Below are 24,714 nucleotides of genomic sequence, written 5' to 3'. Positions count from 1 at the left end.
GTGGGGGTTATCCCTTCGAGGTGGACGGGAGCAGTTCGATGGTTCCGTCGAACTGCCAGAGCGGGTTCGGTTGGTCACCGGCGGAGGTCCGGACCAGGAAGAAGCCATTCACTTCTTTCGGGCCGTCCCCGTCGGCGACGTACCGGCCGAGTGGATTGATGTCGAGTTGGTAGATCGCCGTGCCGGCCGCGTCGATCCCGGGCAGATGCCAGGTGACGACGCAGCGCCAGTCGTTGCCGGGACCCTGGGTCTGGTCGCTGCCCTTGGTGCAGGCGGCCGAGGTGTTCAGTTGCGCCTCGGTGACGTCTGGCCGGTTGAGCTGCTTGGCCTGCAGGCGGTAGAGGTGCGCGAACGATGTGGCGAGAGACCGTTGGACCTTGCTCTGGTCGATTCCGGAGCCGGTCCCGGTGGTGGGGGTCAGTACGCCGGCGGTGAGGGCGAACAGTACGACGAGGGGAAGTAGGCCGGCCGTGATCGCGAGCCGGCCGGATCCGTCGTGCACCGGGTTGGTGAAGTCACGCCGTGCGAACAGGAAGTAGGCCAGCACGGTGGCGACGGCGACCCAGACCAGGCTGACCGCGATACCGATCAGCAAGGGTGCCGCTTGGGGTGGACTGGTGAACAGGCCGTTCCAGCTGATGAAGGCGTAACCGGGGAGCGCATAGCGGATGGCGACCGGCACCGGTAATTGCTGAACGATCTGCATCGCGAGGGCGACCACTGCGGGGAGGAGCAGTCCCATCGGCGACCGGCCGAGGGCGACGGATCCCAGCAGGCCGATCGCTGCCAGCGCCAGCGTTGGTGCGAGTGCGCAGGCCCAGGCGAGCAGGACCTTTCCGGCGGCGGCGCTGGGCGACAGCAGGTGGCCGTCGAGGCCGGTCAGGGATCGGTTGCCGATGACAACGAGTCCGCTGATCGTGCTCGAGGACACCAGGCCGATGACGAGCACCAGGATCACGGTGAGGCTGGCCAGCGCCTTCGAGGCGAAGATCCGGCGGGGTGAGCGGACCGCCACCAGCAGATGGCGCCACGTGCCGAGGCGGTCCTCGGCAGCGAACACGTCACCGGCGACCAGCGAGGTCAGCAGCGGGAGCGCCCACGAACCGGAGAAGCCGAGGATCACCAGCGGCCCTGCCCACCCGGTCGCGTGCATCCAGCGCCCGAAGAGCGTGTCGACCGGCAGCGACGCCTGCCGGCTGACCACCGCCACGAACAGCGCCGGCGCCAGCCAGCACGCACCAATCACCAACCGCACCCGCCACAACGAGACAAGCTTGGTCAGCTCAAAGCGGTAGGCGCGCGCGACCGAGACGGGACGGCCGACCGAGGCTGGCCGGGTCGCGGTGGCGGTGGCGGGGGTGCGAGAGCCGGGGCCGTCCTCCGGCCGCTCGGCCTCGGTGGTGGTCGTCACTGTGCCTCCTGCTCGGTGAGGGCGATGAATGCGGCTTCTAGCGGCGACACGACCGGTGCCAGCTCGCGGACTGCTATATCCGCGTGAACGAGCTTCTTGACGAGCTCGTCCATGGTCGGAACCGCAGCGGACACCACCAGCAGATCCGCGCCTTGCCGTACGGCGGTGTCGTCGATGATCCGGACTCCTGCGGTCTCACCGGCCACTCGTCGAGCACCGTCCGCGTCGGAGGTGACCAGGCGGTAGTCGAGTTCGCGGCTTTCCGATGCCAACTTGGTGAGCGGGCCGGAGAAGGCGACCCGGCCGGTGGCGAGGATGGTGACCTCGGAGCAGAGGGCCTCGACGTCGTCCATCCGGTGGCTGGACAGCACCACCGCGGTTCCTTCGGCGGCGAGGCGCGAGAGTACGCCGTACACGTGCTTCTTGCCGCTCGGATCGAGGCCGTTGGACGGCTCGTCGAGGATGAGCAGGCGCGGCTTGGTGAGCAGGGCGGCGGCGAGCCCGAGGCGTTGCCGCATGCCGAGCGAGAAGCCGCGGACCCGGTCGTCGGCGAGGTCGGTGAGCCCGACCTGGTCGAGGACGTCGTCGATCCCGGCCGTCCGCCCGGCTCCGCGGAGGGCGGCCAGCGCGGCGAGGTTCTGCCGGGCGGTGAGGGAGGGGTAGAGCCCGGGTCCGTCGACGAAACCGGCGACGCCGTCGGGTGCGGCGAGCGCGCGGCCGACCGGCGTACCGAGGATCTCGAGTCGGCCGCTGTCGGCGACTGCCAGGCCCAGCAGGAGGCCGAGCAGCGTTGTCTTGCCGGCACCGTTCGGGCCGACCAGACCGTGGATCTGGCCGGGTGCGACATCGAGTTCGATGCCGTCGAGGGCGACAACCTCGCCGAAGCGTTTGGTGATTCCGCGAGCCCGGACGGGCACCGGTCTGTCCATGATTTCCCTCTTTCGTGATCCCCAGGGAACATAATTACCCACTTCGGCGCGGCTGAGACGTTCTGTCTGTTGAACGTTCATAGAACGAGGGGTGACCAGCGGCCGCCGGAATAATTCGGTGGCGGCCGGCCCCGCGCGCTGGTAGCGTCCCCGGCCTGTCTTTTCGGTATCTGCGTGAAGGATCGAAACGAACCGGATTGTGTCCGGGGCGGGACCCTGTTGATCGCCGCCAGTTCGTATCCGCTGCCAACGCGAGTCGAGGCCCCTCCATGGTCGAACCCACCCCTGCCCATGAGCTGACTACCGAGCGAGAATTCCTGGCCGAGGCCCGCGCGGCTCTGGTCCGCATGCACGGCGACGTGCTGGTCCGCGAGATCCCCGTCATCGGCGGCGAGGACAACGACGAACGCTTCACCAACGAAGCGAACGCCCGTGCCCATCAGCAACGCGTGCTCGCCCTGGTGGACCTTCCCGACGTGCCACTGTTCTTCGGCCTGCTCGACTACGAGCCCGGCACGATCGAGGGGATCGACCAGATCCACATCGGCCGGCGCCACGTGCACGACGGCAACGGCGTCCCGCTCGTCATCGACTGGCGCGCGCGGGTGTCGGTCCCCTTCTACCGGGCGACGGCGAGCGACCGGCAACACGTCGTACTGCGGCGTCGGTACGGATTCTCCGATGCTGCCGAGCTGACCGGGTTCGAGGACGAGCCGCTGGTCGGAGCGGTCGCCTCCGATCAGGCCGACGCGTTCCTGCGAGCCGAGATCGAGCGGCCGCGTACCGGCCCGATGCGCGACATCGTGGCGACGATCCAGCCGGAGCAAGATGACCTGGTCCGTGCGGCACTGCACCCTTCGGTCTGTGTCCAAGGGGCGCCCGGCACCGGAAAGACGGCGGTCGGCCTGCACCGCGTCGCCTACCTGCTCTACACCGAACGCGAGCGGCTGAGTCGCGGCGGCGTCGTGATCGTCGGGCCGAACAGCTCGTTCCTCTCCTACATCCGCAAGGTGCTGCCCGCGCTCGGTGAGGTCAACGTCCGCCAGATCACCATCGAAGAGCTGATCACCCACCCCACCACCGCCGTGGACGAGCCGGAGAGCGCGCGGGTCAAGGGTGACGCCCGAATGGCCGACGTACTACTGAAGGCGCTTTGGTCGTACGTCGGTACGCCGGCCGAGGGAATCCTTTACAGCAAGGGATCCCGGCGCTTCCGGGTGCATGAGTACCAGCTGACCGAGATCGTCGAGGCGCTGCGCGGATCGACCCGGTACGCGCCCGGTCGGAATGCTCTGGCGCAGCGGGTCGCGCACGCCGTACTGGTTCAGATGGAACAGAGCGGGGATTCGCCGGACGACCGAGTGCAGAACGCGGTCGCTCGGTCGAAGCCGGTGAAGGATCTGCTGAACGCCGTGTGGCCGCAAGTCACGCCTGAGCAGGTGTTGCACCGGCTGTTCTCCGACGCGTCGTTCCTGGCCGACGCCGCTGAGGTCCTCACCGACGACGAGCGGTCTGCGTTGTTGTGGGCGAAGCCTGCGCGCTCGTGGAAGTCGGCGCAGTGGTCCGTGGCCGACACCGTATTGCTCGACGAGTTGGATGACTTGATCGAGCGGCACAGTGGCTCGCTTGGGCACCTGGTTCTGGACGAGGCGCAGGATTTGTCGGCCATGCAGTTGCGCGCTCTCGGCCGGCGGTGCCGCACCGGCTCGGCGACCGTGCTGGGCGATGTCGCCCAGGCGACAACGCCGTGGGCGGCCGGTTCCTGGGAGCAAGTGCTCGGTCACCTCGACAAGGCGGATGCGATCGTCGCCGAGCTCGACCGGGGGTTCCGGGTGCCGGAGCAGATCATCAGCTTCGCGGCGAAGCTGCTGCCCGAGATCGCCCCGACGCTCGGCGTGCCGACCGGTGTCCGGACGGTCGCGGACGCACTCTCGATCATCCCGACCGACGATCTGTCCTCCGCCGTGGTCGCGGCCTGCAAGAACGCGCTGACCGGCGAAGGCTCGGTGGCCCTGATTGCCGCCGACGACCAGGTCACCGAGCTGCGCGACGCGCTGGCCGCCGCGGGACTCCAGCCCGGCCTGCTCGGCGCGAGCGAGGACGCGATGGAGGCGTCACGCCTGGTCTGCGTCCCCGCGACCCTTGCGAAGGGCCTCGAGTTCGACGCCGTGGTGGTCGCCGAACCGGCCGGCATCGTCGCCGCCGAACCCCGCGGCCTCCAGCGCCTCTACGTCGTCCTCACCCGCGCGGTCAGCCACCTGCAGATCGTCCACTCGACGTCGTTGCCCGAGGCACTCACTCGGTAAGCCTCATTTCGCATCTGTTCGAAGCGTTTGATTCATCCCTCGGATCGGTACTAGCGTCGATGGGCGTTGCATAGGGCAACGAATAGTTGACGTGAAAGGTGAAGAGGTCATGGGACCGATCGCACGAATGGTGGCTGTGGTGTCGGTAGCGGCGACGGCAGTCGTCGGCGCCGCCTCCGTCGCGCAGGCGGCGCCGCTCGAGTCGAGCCCGGCCGCGGCGCCGGCGAGCACTCAGTCGGTGCACGAGTTCTTCTGCGGACAGAACTACGACTACTGCGTCCAGCAGCACAACGTGTTCCGGCACTACGGTTACGCCGTCAGCGACGTCTGGTACCGCCAGGGCCAGACCTGCGGTGGCGGTGGCGGCTGCGGCGACGGCTGGCTGTTCAACTGGGCCGAGTGACTTAGGTTCAGCCGATCGAGATGTCGTCCAGCAAGAACGTGGTCGGTGTCTCGGTCGTGCTGGTCCAGGCGAGGGTGATACTGCGTCCGCGGTACGGCGTGAGGTCGATCGACTGAGCGACGTACCGCGGACTCGTCTGTGCGCCGGTCAAGGTGCGGACTGTCTTTCCGTTGACGGTGACCTTCAGTACGTCGGCCGCCTGCTCGCCGTTGATCCGTACGCCGAACCGCAGGGCTGGATGTCCGAAGAAGGGCACCTTGACCTGCTGGCTGAGGGAGTCCATGCTCGCCGAGTCCTCGCCGCCGAGCCAGGCGTAGCCGAGGCCATGGTTGCTGTACTGGCCGTCCTCGCGGATCACGTCCGAGGTCTGGGTCCAGCCGCCGATGCCGGACTCGAAGTCGCCGTTGGCTACCGCGTTCTTGTGGGAGCTGACGATCCAGTTGATGACCGTGTTGGCACGGGCTCCGGTGGAGTCGGTCGCGGTGACCGTCGTGGAGTGGGTGGCCGGTCGGGTCGGGCGGCCGAAGATCACGCCGGTGGCGGCGTCGATCCGCAGGCCCGCCGGGGGGTCGGTGGCGGCGAAGTGGACAAGGCGATGACCCGAGTCCGTTGCGTGCACGCGTTGGAGGACGATGTCACCGACGGCGCTGAAGTGTTGAGACGGGGCGCTGACGGTGATCCGGTTTGCCTTGGTTGGGGAGGTGAGGGCGCGGAGGCCGTTCGGCGTACCGAGGCCTGTTGGGCCGTCCCAGCCTGGCTGTGCGGTGCAGAGCGGGGCCGGGGCGCATTCGCCATTGTTGCCGTGGACAACGTCGTTGAGGTTCGCGGTGCGGCCGTAGGGGTAGCCGGCCGGATGCGAGGTGGGGGAGGGGTCGCCGGCGAGTGCGTAGGTCGCGGCGACGATCGGGGCGGCCGCGCTCGTTCCGCCGTACACGGCCCAGCCGTTGCCGCCGGTGGTCTGGTAGACGGCGACTCCGGTGGCGGGGTCGGCGACGGCGGAGATGTCGGCGATGGCGCGCTTCGGGCAGACGGTCGTGGGAATGATCGATTGCCAGGCGGGCTTGGTGATTTCGGCCGAGCAGCCGGAGCCGGTGCCGTGCCCGGGCTCGTTGTTCCACACGGTCTCCGACCAGCCGCGACCTGAGCCGCCCTTGACCAGCGAGGTGCCGCCGATGGCCGTCGTCGCCGTTGAGCTCGCGGGGTAGGAGACGCCGGCGTCGTAGTCGTAGTCACCAGTCGAGGCCGCGTAGACGATGCCGCGTGGGTTGAAGTATTGCTTGTCGAGCTGCGCCAGATTGCCTGACTCCGGCCCACCCCAGCTCATCGAGACGAACTTCGCACCCAGTCGCTCGGCGGTCTTGACTGCCGCCAGCAGGTCGTCGCTCGGCGAGTCCGACTCGATCAGCGTGATGCCGCAGTTCGGGCAGATCGCCGAGACCATGTCGAGGTCGAGCGAGATCTCACCGGACCAGGAGCTCGATGGCGCCGGAAGTGGGCTCGGTTTCCCGTGCTGGTTGAGTTTCTGGAAGCAGCCGTTGGCCGTCGTACAAGGCTTGAGTCCGAACTGCTTGCGGTAGACGGCGAGATCGGCCTCGGCCGTCGGATCGTCGTACGCGTCGACGATGTAGACCCGCTGCCCCTTCCCGGCCGTTGCGGTGGGCAACTTGTACGCCGAAGCGAGGTCAGCCGGTCCGAAGCCTTCCGGTACGCCGAGCGCGCGCGACCGGAAGCCCAGGTCCGCCCGTCGTTGCGCGAAGCAGGTGAAGAAGCCGGGCTCGACCTTCTGGTCGCAACTCGCCACCACCTTCGGCGGCTCATGGACGTTTGCCGAAGCCGCCATGCTCGTGCCGCCGACGAGGAGTAGGGCCAGCGGGATCATCAGTCGGCGGATCACAGGTGCACTCCGAGCGTGGTCTGCTGCCAGGTCTTGCCGGCGTCGTGGGTGACCCACAGTTGGGTGCCGCTGCCGTATGCCGCGTCGCGTTCGACGATCCAGGCGGTCGTGGCGGTCTGGATCACGAGGTCGTGGATGTGTTCGCTGTTCTCGAGCCAGCTCTTGTCATAGCGCCAGGCCTTGCTCAACGCCGGCCGGTTGTAGACGAGGCTCGCGGTGACGGTCGAGATCATCACGGCACCATCGGCGCCGACGGCGAGTTCACTGCCGAGACCGAGGGTGCCCGGCACAGCGTCGTACCGGAAGCTCTTGCCGCCGTCGCCGGAGACCATCACCGTCTTCTCGGACTGGCCGCGGCCGTAGTGGGCGTTGCAGAGCACGAAGAGCCGGTTCGGGCCGTTGGTCGCGAGGTTGGTGACGATCGCGTCGTCGGCGTTTGCGCAGGTGATCGTGCTGGTGGATCGGACCTTGCCATCTGTGAGGGTGTTGAGGCGGCCGGGCGCTCCGAACGGGGTTGCCACGAGGTAGACGGTTCGGCCCTGGGCGGCGAAGAGGACTTCGTCGTCCGCGGCGACGTCGATATTCAGCTGCTGCCAGCCGGTGGAGCTGCCGGTCGGCGCTCGCCAGACCCGGAGTGGTTTGTCGTCACAGACGCCGGAACCGATGGGGCAGTCCGAGGTTATGGCGTACGTGCCGTCGGGGGCGGCCAGCAGGTTGAGCACCTTGGTGGCGCCGCCGGGTAGCGGGACCTGGGTCCAGGTCTTGCCGCTGTCTTTGGTCACCTCGAGGAACGGATCGTAGGCCCAGCCGAACTTCGGGTTCGCCATCTGCAGGCTGGTCAGGCCTGGTTCACCGCTCTTGGCCAGGCCGTTGTGGGGCTTGCCGGCGGTGGTCCAGGTCTTGCCGCCGTCGTGGGTGGCGCGTACTTCGGACGGGCAGCTCGTATCCGTGCAGCCGATGCCGCCGAGCACGTAACCATCGGTTGCTGTTGGCCAGACGATGGACTGCGGGGCGTACTGCGGTGCCGCGCTCTGCTGAGCGCTCGCTCCGGAACTGACCAGAACCGCGGCGGCGATCCCGGCCAAGGCGATCGCTGACCGGCCAACATGTAGACGCACTGTTCACTCCTCGGACCCTGACGCTTGCCAGATGTAACTTAGACCTCCGGTGTGCCGGCATGGCGCCGAATCCGGCCAGACGCCGATTGTGGCCAATTAGGCTGTTTGACGTGGCTGACTGGGAAATAGTTGGGCTGTCCGATTTCGAGGCGCAGGTGTATCGGCAGGTGCTGCGCGATCCGGGGATCTCGCTGGGGTCCGCGCTCGGCGGTCGGAATGCTGGTGCGGGAGCGGCGGGCGGCGCTCGACGGGGTGGCGGCGATGACGGATCAGCTGGCGCGCGAGTACAGCGCCGGGCAGTTGCTGGCCGAACCGACCCGGTTGATCGAGATCGCTGTCGGACGGGAGGCGATCGAGGCGCGGATCGGGGACATGTTGCTGGGGGCAACGGAGCAGGCGGTCGGCACCGACACCCCGCCGTACGTCGCGGACGGGAGTTCGCAGGTGTCCGGTGCGGAGCTGGCGCTGCTGGATCGGGGGGCGCGGTCGGGCGGTGGTCGTGACGGACTCTGTGCTGACCAACGCGCTGCAGGTCCTGTTCGACCAGCTCTGGGCGCAGGCCAGCCCGCTGCGGCTGACCTCGACCGCGGACCCGGTGACGGACCTGATCAACCTGCTGGCCACCGGGATGAAGGACGAAACGATCGCCCGCCAGCTGGGCATCAGCAGCCGAACCCTCCGCCGCCGCATCTCCCAGGTCCAGGACCAACTAGGCGCCACCAGCCGCTTCCAGGCAGGAATCCAGGCGGCTCGCCACGGCTGGGTAGCGGGAGCGGATTGAGGCTGGTCCCACGCTTCGAGTTGCCTGTGGTTGGGGGTTTGGTGGCATGGTGGGTGGGAAGCGACTTCTGCTGGGTGAGGCTCGGAGGGCTTGTGGACGGGGATGGGGACGAACCGGGCGAGATCGTGCTGTCGACGGTGGGGGAGACCGTGACGGTGACGGTGGCCGGGCGGATCGACGTACGGCTGGTGGTCGCCCTGCGTAAAGTGCTGCTGGAGCTTGGCAACCGGGCGCCCGCCACGCTCCGGCTGCACCTCCACGTCTCCGTGGACGGCGCCGAGCTGGTCGCCCGCCTCGTCCGCGACACCCAGACCCGCTTCCGCGCCACCAAGCACCGCTTCCTCGTCGCCACCCCCGACCCAGCCGTCCTCAGACTCCTCACCGGCGCCCGAGTAGTAGCCGAACTCCAGACCTGAATCAGTCAGAGGGCGGGGCTAGAGCGGGTGGAGTCTGATGTTGGCGTAGGTGGGAGGGGTTCGGGCGAGGTCGAGGACCTCACCGGTTGCGGATACGTAGACGCCACGGGTGTGTTCGTGGAGGCGGAGGGTTCCACCGTCCCAGTAGTCGAAGAACAGGTATCCGTGCTCCTTGCGCAGTCGGGCGGTACCGTCCCGTACGCCGTTGACTCGGATGACGTAGTCCCGGTTCCAAGGGCCGTCCGGCGGAGCGGGCGTTGTTTCGGGGAGGTCGTTGCGGTAGCGGACGAAGCCGTCGGCGGCGCGTTCTAGGTAGCTGGGGCGACCGGCGTCGTCGAAGTCGCGGAAGATGTACTGCTCCTGGCCGATCCGGAAGCGGGTCGGGCCGATGAACTCCACCGGGTGCCGACCGTCGTCGCGGATGAGGATGCCCCGATCACCCTCCACGGTGAAGGTTTCGGGGTCGTTGCTGCGGCCGACGTAGTCGCCCGTCATCGCGGCCATCGATTCGGCGGACAGCGGGACTGTTTTCGGAGGAGGTGTGCGAGGGCGAGGCTGGGAGGGGATGAGGTCGCGGAAGATTTCACTGGCCAGTTCCCACTGGAGCGGGTGACTGGTGGAGTTGGTCAGTACGACGACGCCGAGGCCGGCTTCTGGCGCCCAGTACATGTCCGAGAGGAATCCGAAGCCGCCTCCCCCGTGCCCGCGGACCGGGATGTCGTCGGCGCGCCTGAGCGCAGTGCCGAGGCCGTAGCCCTCGTCGCGGTCTGGTGCTCCGGGCACCTGGTAGAGCTCGGCGAGGAGTGCAGGATCCAGTAAGGAGGCGCCTCCGCTGAGGTGGAACTGCACGTAGCGGCAGGCATCCTCGGCGCTGGTGTACAGCCCACCTGCGGCAACCATCGGCACCCTGACCGGCACTCGTGAATGGCCGGGCGTGTGACCGATCGCCCGACTGCGATCGCCCATGATCTTCCGTACGTCGAACGTCGTCTTCTCCAGCCCGAGCGGCTCGAGCAGCACCCGGCGTACGAACTCGTGGAACGGCTGACCACTGCGCCGCTGCAGGACGTATCCGGCGAGGTCGATGCCGAGGTTCGAGTACTGATAGTGATGTCCGACAGGAAAGCGCAACCAGGTCTCGGAGATGCTCCGGCAATGCGCCGTGAACGACTCGCGCCCGACCAGATAGTTGGAGCCGACGGGCGCCTCATGAGTGAAACCGGCCGTATGACTGAGCAGATGCCGCAGCGTGATCAGCCGCTCGGGATGTTCCTCGAAGGAACTGTTGACCTGGAACTCCGGCAGATACCTGGTGATCGGCACGTCCAGCTCGACCAGCCCGGCCTGAACTGCCAGCAGAACCGCGGTCGCCGTATACATCTTCGAGCACGACTGAACGCCGAATGCTGTCTGGGGAGTGATCGGCTCGCCGCCTTCGTCCCGCGTGGTCCCGAAGCCGCCCGACCACAAGACCGCTGACGCGTCGCAGATCGCGATCGCCATTCCCGGCAGCCGATGCACATCCAGCAGCTTGGGGATGCGTTTTTGCAAGGCATCCACTACCCGCGGATCGCTCATAGCTGCTTGACCATAGCCGAGCGGAAGGCCAAGACAGTGGAAAGCGCCCGGTGACAAGGTCACCGGGCGCCTTCACAAAGAGGTGTTAGCTGAGAGTTGCGAGGGTTTCGTTCCAGGTGGTGGAGGGGCGCATGACGGCGGCGGCTTTCTCCGGGTCGGGTTGGTAGTAGCCGCCTAGGTCTACGGGAGAGCCCTGGACTGCGAGGAGTTCCTCGACGATCTTCTGTTCGTTGGTGGCCAGGGTTTCGGCGACCGTGGTGAAGGCCTTGGCCAGGTCGGTGTCGTCGGTTTGCTTGGCCAGTTCCTGGGCCCAGTAGAGGGACAGGTAGAAGTGGCTGCCGCGGTTGTCGATGCCGCCGACGCGGCGGGTCGGGGACTTGTCCTCGTTGAGGAAGGTCGCCGTCGCCCGGTCGAGGGTGTCGGCGAGGACCTGGGCCCGGGCGTTGCCGGTGGTCTGGGCCAGGTGCTCGAAGCTCGCGGCCAGGGCGAAGAACTCACCGAGGCTGTCCCAGCGCAGGTAGTTCTCCTTCACCAGCTGCTGTACGTGCTTCGGCGCCGAGCCGCCCGCGCCGGTCTCGAACAGGCCGCCGCCGGCCATCAGCGGTACGACGGACAGCATCTTCGCGCTGGTGCCGAGCTCGAGGATCGGGAACAGGTCGGTCAGGTAGTCGCGCAGCACGTTGCCGGTGACCGAGATGGTGTTCTCGCCGCGCCGGATCCGCTCGAGCGAGAACTTGATCGCGTCCACCGGCGCCAGGATCTTGATCACCAGGCCCTCGGTGTCGTGCTCGGTGAGGTACTTGACGACCTTGCTGATCAGGTTCGCGTCGTGGGCGCGGGTCTCGTCCAGCCAGAAGATGGCCGGGTCGCCGGTCGCGCGGGCCCGGGTGACGGCCAGCTTGACCCAGTCCCGGATCGGCGCGTCCTTCGTCTGGCAGGCACGGAAGATGTCCCCGGCGGCGACGTCCTGCTCCAGTACGACGTTGCCCTCGGCATCGACCAGCCGGACCACACCGGCGGCCGCCAGCTCGAAGGTCTTGTCGTGGCTGCCGTACTCCTCGGCCTTCTGCGCCATCAGGCCGACGTTCGGGACCGAACCCATCGTCGACGGGTCGAAGGCGCCGTGCGCGCGGCAGTCGTCCAGGACGACCTGGTAGATCCCGGCGTAGCTGCTGTCCGGGAGGACGGCGAGGGTGTCGAGCTCGGCGCCGTCCGGGCCCCACATGTGCCCCGACGTACGGATCATGGCCGGCATCGACGCGTCGACGATCACGTCGGACGGGACATGCAGGTTGCTGATGCCCTTGTCGGAGTCGACCATCGCCAGCGCCGGGCCGTCGGCCAGCTCGGCGTCGAAGGACGCCTTGATCGCGTCACCCTCGGGCAGTGCGGCCAGGCCGGCGTAGATCCCGCCGAGACCGTCGTTGGGGGACAGGCCCGCGGCGGCGAGCGTCGCGCCGTACTCGGCGAAGGTCTTCGGAAAGAAGCGGCGGACCACGTGCCCGAACACGATCGGGTCGGACACCTTCATCATGGTGGCCTTCAGGTGCACCGAGAACAGCACGCCCTCGGCCTTGGCCCGGGCGATCTGGGCGTCGAGGAACTCGTCGAGCGCGGCGACGTGCATCACCGACGAGTCGACGACCTCACCGGCGAGGACCGGGACCGACTCACGCAGTACAGAAGTCGAACCGTCGGCGCCCACGAACTCGATCCGCAGCGAGCCATCGGCCTCGATCACCGCGGACTTCTCGGTCGAGCGGAAGTCGTCCGCGTCCATCGTCGCGACGTTGGTCTTGGAGTCCGGCGTCCAGGCGCCCATCCGGTGCGGATGCGTCTTGGCGTAGTTCTTCACCGAGGCAGGCGCGCGGCGGTCGGAGTTGCCCTCGCGCAGGACCGGGTTGACGGCCGAGCCCTTGGTGCTGTCGTAGCGGGCACGGATGTCGCGCTCCTCGTCGGTCTTCGGCTCGTCCGGGTACTCCGGCAGCGCGTAGCCCTGCGACTGCAGTTCGGCGATCGCGGCCTTGAGCTGCGGGATCGAGGCGGAGATGTTCGGCAGCTTGATGATGTTCGCGCCGGGCGTCTTGGCCAGCTCGCCGAGCTCGGCGAGCGCGTCCGGGATCCGCTGGTCCTCGGTCAGGAAGTCGCCGAAGACGGCGATGATCCGCCCGGCCAGCGAGATGTCCCGGGTCTCCACGCCTACCCCCGCCTGCGCGGCGTACGCCTGGATCACCGGCAGCAACGAGTACGTCGCCAGGGCCGGGGCCTCGTCGGTATGGGTGTAGATGATGGTCGACTCAGTCACTCGCGTCTGTCCTCTGCTCCGTCGAAATCACTCCCCGGGCCACCCGTGGAGGCAACCCCACCCTAATAGGCGCACCGGCCGGGACCGGCGGCGAGTGGCCAAGCTCTCGATAGCGGTGGCCGAGGTCTTCCCCAACGGGCCGCGGGGGTCTACCTTCGCGGTACGTGAGAGCGCTCTCACCTCCTGCCTCTATCTCTCTTCCGCCCCCTGGAGGTGGCACCCGTGAAACTCAGCCCTGATCCGACCCGGCGCCGAAGCCTGCGCGCACTGATCGTCGCCGTCGTGCTGGCCGTCTGCTCGACCCTCCTGGTGGGTGGCGTAGCGACAGCGGCCGACGACTACACCCAGTCGGTCACGTCACTCAACGCGACCCAGGCCCAGATCTCCTTCACTCCGACGACGCCGGCGGTGTACGTCGACGTCCACTACACCGGCACGAGTCAGGGCCAGCAGAACGTCCGGATGACGCTCAGCGGCGGCACCTGGCGGACAACGGTGAGCGGGTTGTCCACCGGAACCGTTCTCGACTACTGGTTCACGTACGAGAAGAACGGTCCGCAGTACGACACGCCGCACTTCTCCTACACACACGGTGGCAGCAGTACGACGGCCGTCGCGACGCCGACCTTCTCGCCGGCGGGCGGCCAGTACTCGTCCGCGCAGACGGTGACGATCTCCACCACCACCTCGGGCGCCACGATCCGCTACACGATCGACGGCTCGACCCCGACCGCATCCTCGACGCTCTACAGCGGCCCGACCAGCGTCCCGTCGTCGCGGACGATCAACGCGATCGGCCTCAAGTCCGGCCTCACGAACTCGGCGGTCGCCGGCGCGACGTACACGATCGGTACAACGCCGACGAGCTGCCCGACGCAGTCCGACGTACCGAACTTCGGTCCGAACGTGCGCATCTTCGACCCGGGCATGTCGAGCGCGAGCATCCAGGCGCAGCTCGACACCGACTTCAACAACCAGAAGGACACGCTCACCGCGCAGATGGCCGACCGCCGGATCGCGCATCTGTTCAAGCCGGGCACCTACAGCGTGCACGACGACGTCGGTTACTACACCTCGGTCGCCGGCCTCGGCCAGAATCCCGGCGACGTGGTCATCAACGGCGCGATCACGGTCGACGCCTTCAACGCCTCAGACCAGGGTGTGGCGCTGCAAAACTTCTGGCGCTCCGCGGAGAACATGGCCGTGAACCCGGTCGGTGGTTCGGACCGCTGGGCCGTGGCGCAGGCGGCGCCGTTCCGCCGGATGGACATCCGCGGCAACCTCCAGCTCTACCCGGCCAGCTACGGCTTCGCGAGTGGCGGCTACATCGCCGACACGAAGGTGTCCGGCCAGACCGCGTCCATCTCCCAGCAGCAGTGGTACACCCGCGACAGCAATCTCGGGAGCTGGGACGGCGGCGTCTGGAACATGGTCTTCTCCGGTACGCCGGGCGCGCCGGCCACCACCTTCCCGAACCCGCCGGAGACCACCCTCGCCACCACTCCGGTCTCGCGCGACGTGCCGTACCTGTACGTCGACGGCGCCGGCAAGTACCGCGTCTTCACCCCGTCGCTGCGCACCAACGCCTCGGGCGCGAGCTGGGCGAACGGGTCCACCCCCGGTACGTCGATCCCGATGAGCCAGTTCTACGTCGTGAAGGCGGGCGACACCGCGTCGTCCATCAACTCGGCGCTGGCCTCGGGCTGCAACCTCTTCTTCACACCTGGTGTGTACCACCTGAACCAGACGCTCAACGTGACGAAGGCCAACACCGTTGTCCTCGGCATCGGTTACCCCACGTTGATTCCGGACAACGGGGTGAACGCGATGCAGGTGGCCGACGTGGACGGCGTACGGCTGAAGGGCCTGCTGTTCGATGCCGGTACGACGAACTCGGCGGCGCTGCTGACCGTCGGGCCGGCCGGGTCGTCGGCGAGCCATGCCGGCAATCCGACGACGTTGCAGGACGTGTTCTTCCGGATCGGCGGCGCGACGGTCGGTAAGGCGACCACGAGTCTTGTTGTCAACAGCAACAACGCGATCATCGACCACACCTGGGCCTGGCGGGCCGACCACGGCAACGCGGGGACCTGGGGCTGGACCCAGTCGACCGGCGACACCGGATTGCTTGTCAATGGCAACAACGTGCTGGCGACCGGCTTGTTCGTCGAGCACTACCAGAAGAGTCAGGTGATCTGGAACGGCCAGGGCGGCAAGACGATCTTCTTCCAGAACGAGATGCCGTACGACGTGCCGAACCAGGCGAGCTGGAACCGGCCGAGTGGGCGCAACGGCTACCCGGCGTACAAAGTCGGGGACAACGTGACGTCGCACGAGGCCTGGGGGTTGGGGAGCTACAACTTCTTCAACGTCAACCCGTCGGTGAGTGCGTACAACGCCTTTGAGGTCCCGAACAACGCAAACGTGCGCTTCCACAGCCTGTGCACGGTGTCGCTGAACTATCAGGGCGTGATCACCCACGTCATCAACGACACGGGCGCGGTGACACCGCCGGGAACCGTCCCGGTGAACGTGGTCAGCTACCCATAACCGTCAGGGGAGCCCGGCAGCGTCGGGCTCCCCTGCGTAGGGTGGCTGATGTGGACGACCAGACGAGTTGGCGGGAGCAGCGTCGAGAGGCGGCGGCTGCACAGGCCGAGGCGCTCGATCGCCGTAGGGCTGCCGAGAGCGAGCAGGCTCGCGCTCTGCTGGCCGAGTTCATCGAGAAGTTGCGGGCCGCCGGTGTCGAGCCGCAACCGCTGCGGGCGCCGGTCGTCGGATCGGGGACGAGCTATCGCACCGGCATCACCGGCTGGTACCTCCGCCGCAACAAGTCCCTCGGCCTCGATACCGACGGCAACTTCTACATCCTCGGCACCCAGCCCAGCCTGAAGTCACTGCTGTTCGGCGTACAGGTGCTCCCCTCGGACCCACCCTTGATCATCGGCCAAGGCGCCCGCGACGGCGAGTCCATCCCGTTGAAGCAACTCCTCCAGAATCGTCTCGAGGAGCCCGGCGCCTAGCCTGCGGGTGCGACGTAGACCCAGCGGCCGTCCTCGCGGGTGAACTGGCTGTTCTCCTGAAGCTCACCGGGCTCGCCGTCGAGCAGGTAGTGAGCCCGGAACTCGACGGTCCCCTCGGTGTGGAAGGCGCTCCCGCCCACCGTGTTGAGGATCTCGAGCGCGGTCCACTCCATGTCGTCCTCGAAGCTGAGGTGCGGCGGCCGGTACGCCGCGGCCCAGGTCCGCAGCAGGTAGCCGGCGTCGTGCACCACGAACGCGACGTACCGCGACCGCATCAACTGCTCAGCCGTCGTCGCCGCCAGCCCCCTGTGCAAGCGGCCACAACAATCGTCATAACCAGCATCGAGCCCACACGGACAAGGTTCAGCCATGCAGTGATTCTGCTACAAGGCTCGTGATGCCTGTCCGAAGACGTAGCTCCAACGGCCGCTGATCTTCACATAGGTGTCGCTGAACCACAGGTGGGAGTCGAACGTGGAGCCGTCGGTGCAGGTGCCCTTCTCCCACAGCAAGGCCGTCACGATCGCCGTCGCCGGGCCGTAGAGACGAACCGTCTGGGTGCCGGCGACCTCGTCCTGCTGCTCGTACGTGCACGACCCCGCGCGCGCGTCGCCGACCAGATCCGCCTTGCTGTACGTCGATCCGCGGCCTGTCACCAGCACGAAGTCGTCGGCGAGGATCCGGCTCATCGTCCTGGCGTCGTTGCGCTTGACCGCCGCCTGGTACTGCGTATCCAAGCCGGCCACGATTTTCGCGGCGTCCGGTCGCTGGTGATCCGCGACCTCCACCGCCGACGACGTCAGCGGAATCATGCCCACACCCGCCGTCGCCAGAGCCACCACGACGCCGATCTTCTTCTTCTGCATAACCAACCCCTTCTTTGTGTGCCTCAAGAATTGCGGGGTTGCCCTTTCGGGTCTTGAAGATCCTTGCGGGCGGTTCTGGTCGACGTCCGGTGTTACGTTCCAGGACATGCATGTTCGAAGTGCCGTCGCCATCGCCGCCGATCGCGATTTCACGATGCACAAGTTCAGCTGCATCGACGACCACACCGGCTGGTTCGAGGACTACCAACCGAGCCACATGGTGGTGCTGGTGCGTAGCGGCATGTTCCGGGTCCGCAGCCGGGGAGTCGTTTCCGAGGTGGACCGGACCAGTTGTTACCTGGGGGTGCCCGGTGCCCAGGAGGACTTCGCGCATCCGGCGACGGGGGAGATCTGCACGGTTGTCACCCTGACCCCGCGGCTATGGCGCTCGGTCGCCGGTGAGTCAGCGGTCGTCCGCCCGCATGCCTACACGTCGGCGCGGATCGAGTTCGCGCACCGCAGGCTGCTGGCGGCCCAGGCGGATCCCGGCTACGCGCTCACCGAGGAGCTACTCGAACTGCTCACCGGCCTGGTCAGCCGGACGGCGGACCAGGCACCGATCCATGATCGCTCGACACCGGCCGACCTCGCGCTGGTCGAGCACGCCCGGTCGGCGATCCTGGCCGGCCACCCGGTCGCCCACCGGCTCGGTTCTCTCGCCGACGAGCTCGGCGTCTCGCCGTACCGGTTGAGCCGTGCCTTTCCGCGGATCCTCGGCGTCTCCTTGACCCACTACCGCAACCGGGTGCGGATCACGCGGGCTTTGGACCGCCTCGAAGCAGGCGAACCGAGCCTCGCGTCCCTCGCCGCGGACCTGGGCTTCGCCGACCAGGCTCACCTCACCCGCACCGTGCGCACCCACCTCGGCCACACCCCGACCGCTCTGCGCCGCCTGCTCACCGATCGGCCCGGGTGACGGTGGCGGCGATCAGGAGGACCGAGGTGGTGGCGATGGCGGCGACGACTGCGGCGACGCCGATCCAGTGGACGGTGAGGGGGAGGAGGAGGGTGATGACCACGCAGGCCAGGAGGAAGGCCGGGGGGATGACGGCCTTCTCGACCAGTGGGGCGTGTACCGCCCAGAGAAGGGTCAGGTAGATCGCGACCGGGATGGCGACGGCGTACGTGACGGTGAGGTGGGACGCCTCTAGATGGTGACCGGACTGTTCGACGGCGACCTCGAGCCCGGCACCGAGAGCGGCCAGGGCGGCGAAGATGCCGTAGTGGCTGTAGCCCCAGAAGTAGGAGCGTTCGCGGCGATTGCTCAGCGCCTCGCCGGCCGGCTCGAGGAAGTAGAGCCACCAGAGCGCGAACAGCAGGACGAGGGCCGAGATCGCGATCGTGAGGAACGAGCCGCTGATCCCGTGACCGTCCAGCGCGCCCTCGACCCCGGTGGCCGCAGCGAGCACGCTCTCACCGAGCAGGATGATCGTGAACAAGCCGTAACGCTCGGCGATGTGATGCGGATGCCAATTGGTGCGAGCGGTCTGTTCCGCCCACCACGGCACGCAGAGCTCCAGGACGGCCATCACCAGGAACACCGGGAGCTGGGTCCACGAGGGCAGCACCTCAGTGTCCAGCAGCACCAGGCGGAGGATCCAGCCGAGCTGGGTCAGGGCGACTCCGGCCGCATAGCGGAACGCCGTACGACGGCTTGCCGGATCCTCGACGCCGGCCCGCACCCATTGCGCGACCAGGGCGATCCGCATGATCACGTAGCCGATCGTCACCGCACGCCAGTCGTCGTGGTCGGCCGCAGCCGGTACGCCGGCCGCCAGCACCAGCACGCCGGCCATCTGCACCATCGTCAGCAGCCGGTAGGGAACGTCGTCGGTGTCGTAGGACGAGGCGAACCAGGTGAAGTTCATCCAGGCCCACCAGATCGCGAAGAAGACCTGCAGGAACGGCACGATCCCGTCGAGTGCGTGCGCCTCGGCGATCCGGTGCGCGAGCTGGGCCGTGACGGCGGCGACCGCGATCACGAAGGTCAGGTCGAACAGCAGTTCGAGCTGGCTGGAGACGCGGTGCGGCTCGTCGATCTCACGCGGGGTCATCCGCACCCGGATCCGGGAGTTCTCTGCGGGCAAGGGGAGCACATCCTTCTCGGTCACGAAGTTCGGACAGCACAGCTGGGCCAACTGTGACAGAGGGCACTGTCACAGGGCGCGAGGCTGTCCGGTCCTAGCTGATGACCGGGCGCCGCGAAGGCCCCGGCGGACAGGAAAGGTATGCCATGAAGATCGTGGTTATCGGCGGTACCGGCTTGATCGGCTCCAAGCTCGTCGCGAAGCTCGGCGAGCACGGTCACGACGCGGTGGCGGCGTCGCCGAACACCGGCGTGAACTCGGTCACCGGCGAGGGACTCGACGAGGCGCTGGCCGGCGCGGACGTCGTCGTCGACGTCTCGAACTCGCCGTCGTGGGAGGACGACGCCGTACTGGAGTTCTTCCAGAAGTCGACCGGCAACCTGCTCGCCGCGGAGGAGAAGGCCGGCGTCGGGCACCACGTCGCGCTCTCGGTGGTCGGCACCGAGCGGCTGCAGGAGAGCGGCTACTTCCGGGCCAAGCTCGCCCAGGAGAAGCTGATCGAGGAGTCCTCGATCCCGTACTCGATCGTTCGCGCGACGCAGTTCTTCGAGTTCGTCCCGAGTATCGCCGACGCGGCGACCGACGGTGCCGAGGTGCACCTCGCGCACGTGTACTTCCAGCCGATCGCCGCCGCCGACGTCGCTCAGGCCGTCGGGCGGGTCGCCGTCGGTACGCCGCTCAAGGGCCAGCTCGAGATCGCCGGCCCGGACCGGTTCCGGATGGACGAGTTCTTCCGCAAGGTCCTTGCCGACAGCAACGACCCGCGCCAGGTCGTCACCGATCCCAATGCCATGTACTACGGAATCTCGCCGACCGAGAGCGCGATGGTCCCCGACGACGACGCCACCCTCGCCGAAACCCACTACACCGACTGGACCGCCAAGTAGCCTGCAGGCGTCCTTCACATATCGAGCACGACGTCGCCCGTCGGCCGGGCGCAGCAGATCAGCGCCTGACCGTCGGGTGCGGGTTCGAGCGGAGTGGGGGAGTAGGTGACTTCGCCGGACAGCAGCGGGGTCACGCAGGTGTGGCAGACACCGGTGCGGCAGCTCCAGCGAGCCGGCACATCACAGGCCTCGGCGAGTTCCAGCAGGTTGCCGCTGCCGAACGGAGTCGAGATACCACTCCGCACGAAGGTCACCATCGGACCGGTCGCGGATGGACCTTCCGGTTGATGAGGCGGCCGGCTGACCTGGTCGAGGATGCCAGGGTTGATCACCCCTAGCGCTCCGAACAGCTCACTGTGGATGCGATCGGATCCAAGGCCCGCGGCAACCAACGCCTCCCGCATGTCGGTCATGAACGCCTCGGGCCCGCACAGGTAGGCACTTGCATCCACCGGAAAACCCAGCGCCAGCAGCTTGTCCTTGGTCAGCCGTCCAGTCGTACTCGTATAGAACACGTGCTCATGCGCGTGCGGCATCGACGCGAGCAGCTCACGTGCCTCCTCAGCCAACGCGTGCTCCTTCGGTGAGCGCGCACTGTGGATCCACCAGACCTCACGCTCACTACCAGCCAACTGATGCAGCATCGCCAGCACCGGCGTCAGCCCGATCCCGGCGGAGACGAGCAACACCGGACCGTCAGTGCTGTCGAGCACGAAATCGCCGCGTGGTGCGGCCACGTCGACGACCGCACCTTTCTGCAGCTCGGTCGTCAGATATCCGCTGACCGAGCCGTACGGCTCGTGCTTCACGCTGATCCGATATCCGTCGGTGGTCGACAGCGAGTAGCTGCGAACTCCTGCACCGACACGCAAGGTGAGGTACTGCCCAGCAACAGCCGCAGGGAGCGCCGTGCCGTCCGTAGACGCCAGGTAGATCGACGAAACCGTGGAACTCTCCGGCACCACATCCGCCACCTGCAGCTGGCGGAACCCGGCCCACGACGGCTCCTTCGATGCTGCCGGAGACTCCAGCAGTTCGCGGAAGGAGCCCTGCCAACCAGGGCTCAGCGCGGGGATCCGGGTCGCGCGCCGGAGTACGGAAGGATCGCGATCGGGGAGGTACAGCAAGGCATCGATCTCGGCGACGGTGAGTGCCTCGGGCCCGGTCCTGGTCCTGACGATCTCGTCGCCGGCCTGGACCTCGCCTTCGGTGATGACCCGCAGGTAGAAACCCGGCCGGTGGTGAGCGACCAGGAGCGACGGGAGTTCCGGTTCGCCCATCCGCATCCCGACGCGGTAGCAGGTGACCCGCGGCTGGGTGACCTCGAACTCGGCCGCGCCGATCCGGTAGCGGTCGCCGATGCAGACCTCGTCGTCGGGCATCCCCTCGACGGTGAAGTTCTCGCCGAACTGGCCGTAGGTGAAGTCGTCGCGCCCGAAGTACTCCTGCCAGTACCGGTAGGAGCCGAGCTGGTAGACCATCACCGCCCGCTGCTCGCCGCCGTGCCCGCCGGTGTCGCCCTGGCCGTCGCCGTCGACGTTGAGCCGCCGGACCATCGCGGGTCCGTCCACCGGGTACTTCCAGACCCCGGTGTAGACGGTCTTCCCGTTCCAGGTGACGTTCTTCGGCTTGCCGACGTTCACCGAGACGACCGAACCAGCTGTCATCCGGTGAACTCCTCCGGCGTCAGATCCCGATCGACACCATGCGGTACCACGCTCTGCCCCGGCTCGAGTCGCATCCGTACTCCGTCCAGTTCCACGTCGACCTTGTCGGGCCGAAGGACACCATCCCGGAGATCCGCCCGACCTCCTGCCAAGCATCCTCGTAAGACCACGCCCCGCCAACCACCTCGCCGATCGCGTAGTAACTGGCCATCCCCTTGTACGGACAGAACGTCTGCCCCTCGACAGGCTTCAAAACCCCCTCGTCGACGTCGGGGTCAGGCGGTGCGGATGCGGAGGATGGCTACGTGGGCGTCCGGGCCGCCCTCACCGCACCAGACGCCGCCCGTGGCGCACCCCCGTTCGCGACCAATTCGTACCAGGCGGTGGGTGCGCGGGAACTGGCCTAGACTGCCGCCCTTTGGAACGACTAAGGGGTTCGGATGGCGCGTGGTTCGTACAAGGTTGCCGGTGTGATCGCCGGTCTGCTGTACGTCGGGATGACGGTGTTGTTGTTCAAGGGACCGAGCTTCACGACGAGTGGATTCGGGCAGGAGGCGGTGAGCGTGAAGTGCGGGTCCTTGATCGCCGTGGGGTGGCCGAGTGACGGATCGTTCCTCGATACCGAGTCGTCGACCTCTTGGGGCGATCACATCACCACCGATCGCAATGTCGGATCGGCCGGCCGGCTCGGAATCGCGCGGGACTGTTCGGAACGCCGCGATACCTACCTGGCGTTCATGGTCGTCCTCGCCGTGCCCGCGAACATCTTGGCGACGCTCGCGATCCTGAGCCGCCGCGATGCCCGCAGGTCTTTACCGGTCAGTCGCGGACAGGGCTGAGATGGACCCGGCGGAGGAGCTGGGCGTTGGCGGCGACGACGATGGTGGAGGCTGACATCAGGACGGCGCCGATGGCGGGGCTGAGGGTGAGGCCGGCCCAGGCCAGTACGCCGGCGGCGAGCGGGAGCGCGACGATGTTGTAGCCGGCGGCCCAGGCGAGGTTCTGGATCATCTTGCGGTACGACGCCTTGGACAACCGGATCACGCCGGTGACTCCGCGCGGATCCGACGACGCCAGGACGACGCCCGCCGACTCGATCGCGACATCGGTGCCGGCACCGATCGCGATCCCGACGTCGGCGCGCGCCAGCGCGGGTGCATCGTTGACGCCGTCACCGACCATCGCCACGGTCAGCCCGCGCGCCTGCAACTCGCTGACCGCCTTGTCCTTGTCGGCCGGCAGCACCTCGGCGAACACCTCGTCCACACCGTCGCGGAAACCGAGGTCGGCGGCCACCGCACGGGCAACAGGCTCGGCATCGCCGGTGATCATCACGATCTTGGCCACGCCGGCTGCCCGAAGTTGCTCGACAGCCTCGCGCGCCTCCGGCCGTACTTCGTCCTCCAGTGCGATCGCAGCAATCGCGGTGGAATCCTCAACGCGCAGCAGGTATAGGACAGCAGCGCCTCGGCCGGACCATTCCTCGGCGTGATCGCGAAGCCGGCTGGGTACGGTCGCATCCAATTCGCGCAGCAGGGCAGGCCCGCCGACCGCGTACGTCGTACCGTCGACGACCGCTTGCACACCGCGGCCGGTGAGCGACTTGAACTCGGTTGCCTTGGCGCGTCCGTCCCGCGTGTCGGCAGCGGTGACGATCGCGCGGGCCAACGGGTGCTCGCTGTCGGCTTCGACGGCACCGGCGATCCGTAGTACCGAAGAGTCTTCGAGATCGTTGCCTGCGATGCCGGTGACGATGTGTTCGCCCTTGGTCAGCGTGCCGGTCTTGTCGAACAGGACGGCCTGCACGGTCCGCATCCGCTCGAGCGCCAACCGGTCCTTGACCAGGATGCCGGACTTCGCGGCGACCGCGGTGGACAGCGCGATCACCAGCGGAATGGCCAGCCCGAGGGCGTGCGGGCAGGCGATCACCAGGACGGTGACGGTCCGTACGACGGCCTCGTCGAGGGTGCCGAAGGCCCACCAGGCGATGAAGGTGATCAAGGCAACGGCCGTCGCGATGTAGAACAGCATGGCGGCGAAGCGGTCGGCCAGCACCTGCGCGCGACCGCTGGATTCCTGAGCCTCGGCGACCAGCCGCTGGATCCCTGCCAGAGCAGTGTCCTCGCCGACAGCGAGGACCCGCACGCGGATCGCGGAGTCGGTCGCAACGGTGCCGGCGACCACGCGGTCGCCGACGGAGCGGGAAACCGGGCGGGACTCACCGGTGATCATCGACTCGTCCACCTCGGCAGCGCCCTCCACGATCTCGCCGTCGGCCGGGACGCGGGCTCCGGACCTGACCAGTACGACGTCACCCGGGTTGAGTTCGGACACGGGCACGGTCTCTACACCGTCAGCCGTGACACGGTCGGCGTCATCGGGCAGTAGGGCAGCCAGCGCGGCGAGAGCGCCTTGGGCCTGGCCGATCGCCTTCATCTCCTGCCAGTGACCGAGCAGCATGATCGTGACGAGGGCGGCGAGCTCCCACCAGAAGTCCAGGTCGAACAGGCCGACGCTGGTCGCCAGCGACGCGACGTACGCGACCGTGATCGCCATCGAGATCAGCAGCATCATCCCGGGCACCCGGTCGCGGGCCTCACGGACACCGCCGACCAGGAACGGCCAGCCGCCGTAGAAGAAGACGAACGTGCCGAGCAATGGGCCGACCCAGCTGATCCCCGGGAAGTCGAGGTCGTAGCCGAACCAGTCCATCACCATCTCACTGGTCGCCACGATCGGCAGCGTCAGCAGCAAACTCAGCCAGAACTTCTGCCGGAACACCTCCGGATCATGTCCCGCGTGCTTGTCGTGCGCACTGTGCCCGCCATGCCCGCCATGCCCGCCGTGCTGCTCGTGTCCGCCGTGGGCGTCATGGCTTGCGTGGTTGCTGTGGGTCTCGTGCTGATGTACGCCGTGCTCAACCATCGTCGTCGTCCTCTCAGCCTCGTCGATCTCTCAACCGCCAACACCATACCCCATGGGGGTATTCCGAGGACTTGCGGGGACCCACCAGCCGGCGACTCTCTCGACGATCTGGCGAGGG

The 24,714-nt window shown here is 67.6% G+C and carries 21 protein-coding genes and 1 pseudogene; 10 read left to right on the top strand and 12 right to left on the bottom strand.

The genetic code is table 11. The features are described 5' to 3' along the window. Positions 1 to 7: 7 nt before the first annotated feature. Both ABZ004_RS21430 and ABZ004_RS21425 read right to left on the bottom strand, forming a co-directional pair. Positions 8 to 1,411, bottom strand: a complete 1,404-nt coding sequence (locus ABZ004_RS21430) for an ABC transporter permease (RefSeq protein WP_355681990.1) — start codon at positions 1,409 to 1,411, stop codon at positions 8 to 10. Then, the gene (locus ABZ004_RS21425) at positions 1,408 to 2,340 is read right to left on the bottom strand and encodes an ABC transporter ATP-binding protein (protein WP_355681988.1); all 933 of its coding nucleotides are present in this window, start codon (positions 2,338 to 2,340) and stop codon (positions 1,408 to 1,410) included. Before ABZ004_RS21425 ends, ABZ004_RS21430 begins: the two co-directional genes overlap by 4 nt. Positions 2,341 to 2,609: 269 nt before the next feature. On the opposite strand from ABZ004_RS21425, the gene ABZ004_RS21420 reads away from it, so the two are divergent. Further along, the gene (locus ABZ004_RS21420; protein WP_355681986.1) at positions 2,610 to 4,646 is read left to right on the top strand and encodes an AAA family ATPase; all 2,037 of its coding nucleotides are present in this window, start codon (positions 2,610 to 2,612) and stop codon (positions 4,644 to 4,646) included. A 109-nt stretch (positions 4,647 to 4,755) separates the two neighbouring features. Beyond that, positions 4,756 to 5,049, top strand: a complete 294-nt coding sequence (locus tag ABZ004_RS21415; protein ID WP_355681984.1) for a hypothetical protein — start codon at positions 4,756 to 4,758, stop codon at positions 5,047 to 5,049. 7 nt (positions 5,050 to 5,056) lie between these two features. On the opposite strand, the gene ABZ004_RS21410 is transcribed toward ABZ004_RS21415, so the two are convergent. Together ABZ004_RS21410 and ABZ004_RS21405 are read right to left on the bottom strand one after the other, a co-directional pair. Continuing rightward, positions 5,057 to 6,943, bottom strand: a complete 1,887-nt coding sequence (locus ABZ004_RS21410) for a putative Ig domain-containing protein (RefSeq protein ID WP_355681982.1) — start codon at positions 6,941 to 6,943, stop codon at positions 5,057 to 5,059. Further along, complete coding sequence (locus tag ABZ004_RS21405; protein WP_355681980.1) at positions 6,940 to 8,061, bottom strand: hypothetical protein; 1,122 nt, start codon at positions 8,059 to 8,061, stop codon at positions 6,940 to 6,942. Before ABZ004_RS21405 ends, ABZ004_RS21410 begins: the two co-directional genes overlap by 4 nt. Positions 8,062 to 8,560: 499 nt before the next feature. Between ABZ004_RS21405 and ABZ004_RS21400 the strand changes: the two genes are divergently transcribed. Both ABZ004_RS21400 and ABZ004_RS21395 read left to right on the top strand, forming a co-directional pair. Beyond that, positions 8,561 to 8,842 carry a LuxR C-terminal-related transcriptional regulator gene (locus tag ABZ004_RS21400; RefSeq protein ID WP_355681978.1) on the top strand — a complete coding sequence of 94 codons (282 nt, stop codon included), beginning with the start codon at positions 8,561 to 8,563 and terminating at the stop codon, positions 8,840 to 8,842. Positions 8,843 to 8,934: 92 nt separating this feature from the next. After that, positions 8,935 to 9,258 carry a hypothetical protein gene (locus tag ABZ004_RS21395; protein ID WP_355681976.1) on the top strand — a complete coding sequence of 108 codons (324 nt, stop codon included), beginning with the start codon at positions 8,935 to 8,937 and terminating at the stop codon, positions 9,256 to 9,258. Between the two features lie 18 nt (positions 9,259 to 9,276). Here ABZ004_RS21395 and ABZ004_RS21390 read toward each other — a convergent pair whose 3' ends face one another. Both ABZ004_RS21390 and ABZ004_RS21385 read right to left on the bottom strand, forming a co-directional pair. Continuing rightward, positions 9,277 to 10,836: a serine hydrolase domain-containing protein gene (locus ABZ004_RS21390; protein WP_355681974.1), complete on the bottom strand. Its 1,560-nt coding sequence runs from the start codon at positions 10,834 to 10,836 to the stop codon at positions 9,277 to 9,279. An 85-nt stretch (positions 10,837 to 10,921) separates the two neighbouring features. Further along, entirely contained in the window at positions 10,922 to 13,141 is a 2,220-nt protein-coding gene (locus ABZ004_RS21385; protein WP_355681973.1) for an NADP-dependent isocitrate dehydrogenase, read from the bottom strand. Positions 13,142 to 13,363: 222 nt separating this feature from the next. Between ABZ004_RS21385 and ABZ004_RS21380 the strand changes: the two genes are divergently transcribed. Further along, on the top strand, positions 13,364 to 15,691 hold the full coding sequence (locus ABZ004_RS21380) for a chitobiase/beta-hexosaminidase C-terminal domain-containing protein (protein WP_355681971.1): 2,328 nt from the start codon (positions 13,364 to 13,366) through the stop codon (positions 15,689 to 15,691). A 50-nt stretch (positions 15,692 to 15,741) separates the two neighbouring features. Further along, the gene (locus ABZ004_RS21375) at positions 15,742 to 16,164 is read left to right on the top strand and encodes a hypothetical protein (RefSeq protein WP_355681969.1); all 423 of its coding nucleotides are present in this window, start codon (positions 15,742 to 15,744) and stop codon (positions 16,162 to 16,164) included. Here ABZ004_RS21375 and ABZ004_RS21370 read toward each other — a convergent pair. Both ABZ004_RS21370 and ABZ004_RS21365 read right to left on the bottom strand, forming a co-directional pair. After that, positions 16,161 to 16,535, bottom strand: a complete 375-nt coding sequence (locus ABZ004_RS21370; protein WP_355681967.1) for a YchJ family metal-binding protein — start codon at positions 16,533 to 16,535, stop codon at positions 16,161 to 16,163. The genes ABZ004_RS21375 and ABZ004_RS21370 overlap by 4 nt on opposite strands. A gap of 12 nt (positions 16,536 to 16,547) precedes the next feature. Next, the gene (locus tag ABZ004_RS21365; RefSeq protein ID WP_355681965.1) at positions 16,548 to 17,030 is read right to left on the bottom strand and encodes a nuclear transport factor 2 family protein; all 483 of its coding nucleotides are present in this window, start codon (positions 17,028 to 17,030) and stop codon (positions 16,548 to 16,550) included. Between the two features lie 106 nt (positions 17,031 to 17,136). Between ABZ004_RS21365 and ABZ004_RS21360 the strand changes: the two genes are divergently transcribed. Continuing rightward, on the top strand, positions 17,137 to 17,946 hold the full coding sequence (locus ABZ004_RS21360) for an AraC family transcriptional regulator (protein WP_355681963.1): 810 nt from the start codon (positions 17,137 to 17,139) through the stop codon (positions 17,944 to 17,946). On the opposite strand, the gene ABZ004_RS21355 is transcribed toward ABZ004_RS21360, so the two are convergent. Continuing rightward, positions 17,927 to 19,141: a low temperature requirement protein A gene (locus ABZ004_RS21355; protein WP_355681961.1), complete on the bottom strand. Its 1,215-nt coding sequence runs from the start codon at positions 19,139 to 19,141 to the stop codon at positions 17,927 to 17,929. The genes ABZ004_RS21360 and ABZ004_RS21355 overlap by 20 nt on opposite strands. Before the next feature lie 122 nt (positions 19,142 to 19,263). On the opposite strand from ABZ004_RS21355, the gene ABZ004_RS21350 reads away from it, so the two are divergent. Next, positions 19,264 to 20,004: an SDR family oxidoreductase gene (locus tag ABZ004_RS21350; RefSeq protein ID WP_355681959.1), complete on the top strand. Its 741-nt coding sequence runs from the start codon at positions 19,264 to 19,266 to the stop codon at positions 20,002 to 20,004. Positions 20,005 to 20,018: 14 nt separating this feature from the next. On the opposite strand, the gene ABZ004_RS21345 is transcribed toward ABZ004_RS21350, so the two are convergent. After that, the gene (locus tag ABZ004_RS21345) at positions 20,019 to 21,671 is read right to left on the bottom strand and encodes an MOSC and FAD-binding oxidoreductase domain-containing protein (RefSeq protein ID WP_355681958.1); all 1,653 of its coding nucleotides are present in this window, start codon (positions 21,669 to 21,671) and stop codon (positions 20,019 to 20,021) included. Positions 21,672 to 21,709: 38 nt separating this feature from the next. On the opposite strand from ABZ004_RS21345, the gene ABZ004_RS21340 reads away from it, so the two are divergent. Continuing rightward, positions 21,710 to 21,835, top strand: coding sequence for a hypothetical protein (locus tag ABZ004_RS21340; protein ID WP_355682185.1), 126 nt, complete (start codon positions 21,710 to 21,712; stop codon positions 21,833 to 21,835). A gap of 5 nt (positions 21,836 to 21,840) precedes the next feature. Here ABZ004_RS21340 and ABZ004_RS21335 read toward each other — a convergent pair. After that, positions 21,841 to 21,924: pseudogene (locus tag ABZ004_RS21335) on the bottom strand (DUF427 domain-containing protein); the annotation flags it as partial. 187 nt (positions 21,925 to 22,111) lie between these two features. Between ABZ004_RS21335 and ABZ004_RS21330 the strand changes: the two are divergent. Beyond that, the gene (locus ABZ004_RS21330) at positions 22,112 to 22,510 is read left to right on the top strand and encodes a hypothetical protein (RefSeq protein WP_355681956.1); all 399 of its coding nucleotides are present in this window, start codon (positions 22,112 to 22,114) and stop codon (positions 22,508 to 22,510) included. Here ABZ004_RS21330 and ABZ004_RS21325 read toward each other — a convergent pair. Beyond that, positions 22,491 to 24,596: a heavy metal translocating P-type ATPase gene (locus ABZ004_RS21325; protein WP_355681954.1), complete on the bottom strand. Its 2,106-nt coding sequence runs from the start codon at positions 24,594 to 24,596 to the stop codon at positions 22,491 to 22,493. The two genes, ABZ004_RS21330 and ABZ004_RS21325, sit on opposite strands and share 20 nt — an antisense overlap. Positions 24,597 to 24,714: the final 118 nt, after the last annotated feature.

The organism is Kribbella sp. NPDC006257 (assembly GCF_040613535.1).
Classification (GTDB): Bacteria; Actinomycetota; Actinomycetes; order Propionibacteriales; family Kribbellaceae; genus Kribbella.
The sequence above is the reverse complement of the archived record's forward strand: the minus strand, read 5'-3'. Positions and strand labels throughout refer to the sequence as shown.